Origin of the sequence: Citrobacter sp. Ce006, assembly GCF_030336535.1 — a bacterium.
Taxonomy (GTDB): Bacteria; Pseudomonadota; Gammaproteobacteria; order Enterobacterales; family Enterobacteriaceae; genus Citrobacter; species Citrobacter europaeus.
The window spans coordinates 1-5,269 of the sequence record NZ_JAOWDO010000063.1 but is presented as its reverse complement, the minus strand read 5'-3'; the positions used below and the strand labels follow the sequence as shown (position 1 = coordinate 5,269).

The following is a 5,269-nucleotide window of genomic DNA, read 5'->3' as shown; positions in this document are numbered from 1 at the left end:
GGCTTTTTTGCGTCTGTACGGAGTGAAACCCGCCGGACTGAACGTATTTTGCAGGCCTGATAAGCGCAGCGCATCAGGCACATCGCGGCGCCATCGGGTGCAAAGCAACATGCCTCCATAACACAAGCCATCCTGCGGCATATGCGGTAAACTAAGCGCGATTTTGCATCAGGAAAGCGTCTATGAATCACTCCCTTAAAGCCTGGAATACCTTCGGCATCGATCAACAAGCCAACGAACTTGTCTGCGCCGAAAATGAGCAACAATTATTGAATGCCTGGCAATCAGCCAAGGCATCACATCATCCAGTACTGATCCTGGGCGAGGGGAGTAACGTCCTGTTTCTTGATACCTTCCATGGAACGGTGATCGTCAACCGTATCAAGGGGATAGAGATTACTGAACAACCTGATGCGTGGCATTTACACGTAGGCGCGGGTGAAAACTGGCATCAGTTGGTGCGCTATGCGTTGGAGCACAACATGCCTGGCCTGGAAAATTTGGCGCTTATCCCCGGCTGCGTGGGTTCATCGCCAATCCAGAATATTGGTGCCTATGGCGTAGAGCTGCAGCGCGTCTGTGAATACGTAGACTGCGTAGAGCTTTCGACCGGCAAACATCTGCGCGTTAACGCTGCAGAATGTCGATTTGGTTACCGTGACAGCATCTTCAAGCATGAGTACCAGGATCGTTTCGCTATTGTCGCCGTTGGTCTGCGCTTGCCTAAACAGTGGCAGCCGGTTTTGACTTACGGTGACCTGACGCGTCTGGATCCTGCCACCGTGACACCTCAGCAGGTTTTTGACTCTGTTTGCCATATGCGCACGACAAAGCTGCCCGATCCAAAAGTGAACGGTAATGCAGGAAGCTTCTTTAAAAACCCGGTTGTCACCGCAGATATTGCGCAGGAGCTCCTGGCAAAATTCCCTACAGCGCCTCATTACCCGCAGGCCGATGGTTCTGTGAAACTGGCAGCTGGCTGGCTTATCGATCAGTGCCAGCTAAAAGGTATGCGCATTGGTGGCGCAGCGGTACATCAGCAGCAGGCACTCGTGCTGATCAATGCAGAGCATGCGACGAGTCAGGATGTGGTGCAACTTGCACATCACGTACGCCAAAAAGTCGGTGAGAAATTCAATGTCTGGCTCGAGCCAGAAGTCCGGTTTATTGGTCCGCAGGGTGAAGTGAATGCCGTGGAGATCGTTGCATGAAGGATAATACCGTCCCCCTGACGCTTATTTCATTATTGGCCGATGGCGAATTTCACTCCGGTGAGCAACTCGGCGAAAAGCTGGGAATGAGCCGTGCGGCAATTAATAAACATGTCCAGACGCTACGTGACTGGGGGGTTGATGTCTTTACGGTCCCTGGTAAAGGATACAGCTTACCTGAGCCTATCCAGCTTTTAGATTCATCGCGTATTTATTCTCAACTGGATGGCGGGAATATAACGGTCCTGCCAGTTATCGATTCAACCAATCAGTACCTGATGGACCGAATTGGTCAACTGCAGTCAGGGGATGCCTGCGTCGCTGAGTATCAGCATGCAGGTCGTGGTCGTCGTGGACGTAAATGGTTTTCTCCCTTTGGCGCCAATCTGTACCTTTCAATGTTCTGGCGACTGGAACAAGGACCGGCAGCCGCGATTGGCCTGAGCCTGGTGATTGGTATTGTCATGGCTGAGGTTTTGCGCGATCTGGGTGCGGATAAAGTCCGTGTAAAATGGCCCAACGATCTCTATTTACTCGACCGTAAACTGGCAGGGATTCTGGTTGAACTCACTGGTAAGACAGGCGATGCCGCGCAAATTGTTATTGGCGCGGGTATTAATATGTCTATGCGTCGGGTAGAAGAGAATGTGGTTAATCAAGGCTGGATTAACCTGCAGGAAGCGGGTATTAACATTGACCGCAATACTCTGGCTGCCCGGTTGATCCGCGAGCTGCGCGCTGCCCTGATACTGTTTGAGCATGAGGGCCTGGCGCCGTATCTGTCCCGCTGGAAGAAGCTGGACAACTTTATCGACCGTCCGGTAAAACTCATTATTGGCGATAAAGAAATATTTGGTATATCTCGTGGAATAGATGCGCAAGGCGCATTACTGCTTGAACAAAATGGCGTGATAAAACCCTGGATGGGTGGGGAAATATCGCTGAGAAGTGCTGAATAATAAGAAGGGGAGCTGAGGCTCCCCTTTTTTATTTATTTACGCAGCCTGACTTGCTCAACGGCATGATTGGCGCTTTTGGTCATAATCAAGCTGGCTCTTTCACGCGTTGGTAAAATATTCTGCTTTAAATTCAGCCAGTTAATTTCTTTCCAAAGCGATGTGGCGGTGTTGATTGCCTCGTCTTCCGACAATTTCGCATAGTTATGGAAATAAGAGTCTGGGTTGGTAAATGCCCCTTCGCGGAATTTCAGGAAGCGGTTGATATACCACGTCTGGAGTAATTCTTCTGGCGCATCAACATAAATAGAAAAGTCGACAAAGTCAGAAACAAATACATGATGTGGATCGTGAGGATAGTCCATCCCGCTTTGTAATACATTGAGCCCTTCGAGGATTAATATGTCGGGCTGGGCAACGGTTTTGTCACCGTCAGGGATCACATCATAGATCAGATGAGAATAGACCGGCGCCGTAACGTTGGGGACGCCAGACTTCAGATCGGAAACGAATTTAACCAGACGGTGCATATCATAGGACTGAGGGAAGCCTTTCTTCTTCATGAGCCCCCGTTCTTTCAACACCTGGTTCGGATGAAGAAAACCATCGGTAGTAATCAGCTCAACCTTACGATGCTCGGGCCAGCGACTCAGCAGCGCCTGCAATACACGCGCAGTCGTACTTTTGCCGACAGCGACGCTACCAGCAATGCTAATAATATAAGGAATACGCTCGCCGTTGGTGCCTAAAAATTGTTCCAGCACAGCCTGACGTCGCAGGTTCGAACTGATGTAAAAATTTAGCAAACGCGATAGAGGCAAATAAATCTCGGCAACTTCTTCCAGCGATAAGTCTTCGTTAATGCCTTTCAGACGAGCAATCTCTTCCTCGGTCAGGGTCATCGGCACGGAATCACGAAGCGCAGCCCACTGGTTGCGATCAAACTGTAGGTAAGGCGACGTTAACGCTTGCTCTTTTATACTCATACGCATGGTCTGGCTGTCATTGCTATATCAGGTCTGCGGTAAAAAACGAAATCATCCCCGGTACGCAATGGCACGCACATTTCAGTTAATTTGGACAATGGGCAGGAGGGTAACACCAGATGGGAGGGAATAATAAGAAAAAATCTTCCCCTGAAACGCAATGTGACGGCTATTCCAGATGTATAAAGATGCACTTTCTCTCTATTGATTACTGCGTGCCGGAGCAAAATGCCCCTCAGGGAACGCGCCTGGCGTTGGAAATTTGTCCAATCTAAAGAGGAAATAGATTATTTATCGGTCGCATAGTGCAAAATGTGAGCGATAGAACATTTTATGCAATTTTTTAGTTGCATGAGTGCGCATGTCTCCATAAAATGCGCGCTACTTGATGCCGACTTAGCTCAGTAGGTAGAGCAACTGACTTGTAATCAGTAGGTCACCAGTTCGATTCCGGTAGTCGGCACCATCAAGTCCGGTGGGGTTCCCGAGCGGCCAAAGGGAGCAGACTGTAAATCTGCCGTCACAGACTTCGAAGGTTCGAATCCTTCCCCCACCACCACTTTCTGGCAGCGTTATCGCCGCCTGAGTTGGTTAAAAAATTAATCAGCTCGAACAGAAAAGAGAGAAATCTCTTTTTTGTTACAGAAAGAACTGGGTAGCCGAGTTTCAGGATGCGGGCATCGTATAATGGCTATTACCTCAGCCTTCCAAGCTGATGATGCGGGTTCGATTCCCGCTGCCCGCTCCAGACGTGCTGATATGGCTCAGTTGGTAGAGCGCACCCTTGGTAAGGGTGAGGTCCCCAGTTCGACTCTGGGTATCAGCACCACTTCACTTCTCCTTCCCGTTTCTCTCTGTTTACTTTTAAAAGCATTCAACAGCTCAGGCATATTGCCTGGTTGATGTGGTGATATCACCGATTTATCCGTGTCTTAGAGGGACAATCGATGTCTAAAGAAAAATTTGAACGTACTAAACCGCACGTTAACGTCGGTACTATCGGCCACGTTGACCATGGTAAAACAACGCTGACCGCTGCAATCACTACCGTACTGGCTAAAACCTACGGCGGTGCTGCTCGCGCATTCGATCAGATCGATAACGCGCCGGAAGAAAAAGCACGTGGTATCACCATCAACACTTCTCACGTTGAATATGACACCCCGACTCGCCACTACGCACACGTAGACTGCCCGGGCCACGCCGACTATGTTAAAAACATGATCACCGGTGCTGCGCAGATGGACGGCGCGATCCTGGTTGTTGCTGCGACTGACGGCCCGATGCCGCAGACTCGTGAGCACATCCTGCTGGGTCGTCAGGTAGGCGTTCCGTACATCATCGTGTTCCTGAACAAATGCGACATGGTTGATGACGAAGAGCTGCTGGAACTGGTAGAAATGGAAGTTCGTGAACTTCTGTCTCAGTACGATTTCCCGGGCGACGACACGCCGATCGTTCGTGGTTCTGCTCTGAAAGCGCTGGAAGGCGAAGCAGAGTGGGAAGCGAAAATCATCGAACTGGCTGGCTTCCTGGATTCTTACATCCCAGAACCAGAGCGTGCGATTGACAAGCCGTTCCTGCTGCCTATCGAAGACGTATTCTCCATCTCCGGTCGTGGTACCGTTGTTACCGGTCGTGTAGAGCGCGGTATCATCAAAGTTGGTGAAGAAGTTGAAATCGTTGGTATCAAAGAGACTGCTAAGTCTACCTGTACTGGCGTTGAAATGTTCCGCAAACTGCTGGACGAAGGCCGTGCTGGTGAGAACGTTGGTGTTCTGCTGCGTGGTATCAAACGTGAAGAAATCGAACGTGGTCAGGTACTGGCTAAGCCGGGCTCTATCAAGCCGCACACCAAGTTCGAATCTGAAGTGTACATTCTGTCCAAAGACGAAGGCGGCCGTCATACTCCGTTCTTCAAAGGCTACCGTCCGCAGTTCTACTTCCGTACTACTGACGTGACTGGTACCATCGAACTGCCGGAAGGCGTTGAGATGGTAATGCCGGGCGACAACATCAAAATGGTTGTTACCCTGATCCACCCAATCGCGATGGACGACGGTCTGCGTTTCGCAATCCGTGAAGGCGGCCGTACTGTTGGTGCGGGCGTTGTTGC

4 protein-coding genes, 4 tRNA genes and 1 pseudogene are annotated in these 5,269 nt (G+C 50.3%); 7 read left to right on the top strand and 2 right to left on the bottom strand.

The genetic code is table 11. The features are described 5' to 3' along the window. Positions 1-182: 182 nt before the first annotated feature. Together murB and birA are read left to right on the top strand one after the other, a co-directional pair. Positions 183-1,211 (top strand): UDP-N-acetylmuramate dehydrogenase, encoded by a 1,029-nt coding sequence (gene murB / locus OGV94_RS06710; RefSeq protein WP_181230911.1) that lies wholly within the window; start codon positions 183-185, stop codon positions 1,209-1,211. After that, positions 1,208-2,170 (top strand): bifunctional biotin--[acetyl-CoA-carboxylase] ligase/biotin operon repressor BirA, encoded by a 963-nt coding sequence (gene birA / locus OGV94_RS06705; RefSeq protein ID WP_043018016.1) that lies wholly within the window; start codon positions 1,208-1,210, stop codon positions 2,168-2,170. The genes murB and birA overlap by 4 nt, the downstream gene beginning before the upstream one ends. A 32-nt stretch (positions 2,171-2,202) precedes the next feature. On the opposite strand, the gene coaA is transcribed toward birA, so the two are convergent. Both coaA and OGV94_RS06695 read right to left on the bottom strand, forming a co-directional pair. Then, positions 2,203-3,153, bottom strand: coding sequence for a type I pantothenate kinase (gene coaA, locus OGV94_RS06700; RefSeq protein WP_043018507.1), 951 nt, complete (start codon positions 3,151-3,153; stop codon positions 2,203-2,205). Between the two features lie 290 nt (positions 3,154-3,443). Continuing rightward, a pseudogene (locus tag OGV94_RS06695) lies at positions 3,444-3,524 on the bottom strand (hypothetical protein); the annotation flags it as partial. 19 nt (positions 3,525-3,543) lie between these two features. Between OGV94_RS06695 and OGV94_RS06690 the strand changes: the two are divergent. From OGV94_RS06690 to tuf, 5 genes are all read left to right on the top strand, one after another. Next, a tRNA-Thr gene (locus OGV94_RS06690) sits at positions 3,544-3,619 on the top strand. 8 nt (positions 3,620-3,627) lie between these two features. Further along, a tRNA-Tyr gene (locus OGV94_RS06685) sits at positions 3,628-3,712 on the top strand. Between the two features lie 114 nt (positions 3,713-3,826). Then, positions 3,827-3,901 (top strand) — tRNA-Gly (locus OGV94_RS06680). Between the two features lie 5 nt (positions 3,902-3,906). Continuing rightward, positions 3,907-3,982, top strand: a tRNA-Thr gene (locus OGV94_RS06675). Positions 3,983-4,100: 118 nt separating this feature from the next. Beyond that, positions 4,101-5,269, top strand: a 1,169-nt coding sequence (gene tuf / locus OGV94_RS06670; protein ID WP_049014834.1) for an elongation factor Tu, incomplete at its 3' end; no start/stop codon positions are given.

What these genes read in the sequence shown, in the direction of transcription:
- murB (WP_181230911.1), top strand. Translation starts at nt 183, where the DNA reads ATGAATCACTCCCTTAAAGCCTGGAATACCTTCGGCATCGATCAACAA.
- birA (WP_043018016.1), top strand. Translation starts at nt 1,208, where the DNA reads ATGAAGGATAATACCGTCCCCCTGACGCTTATTTCATTATTGGCCGAT.
- coaA (WP_043018507.1), bottom strand. Translation starts at nt 3,153, where the DNA reads ATGAGTATAAAAGAGCAAGCGTTAACGTCGCCTTACCTACAGTTTGAT.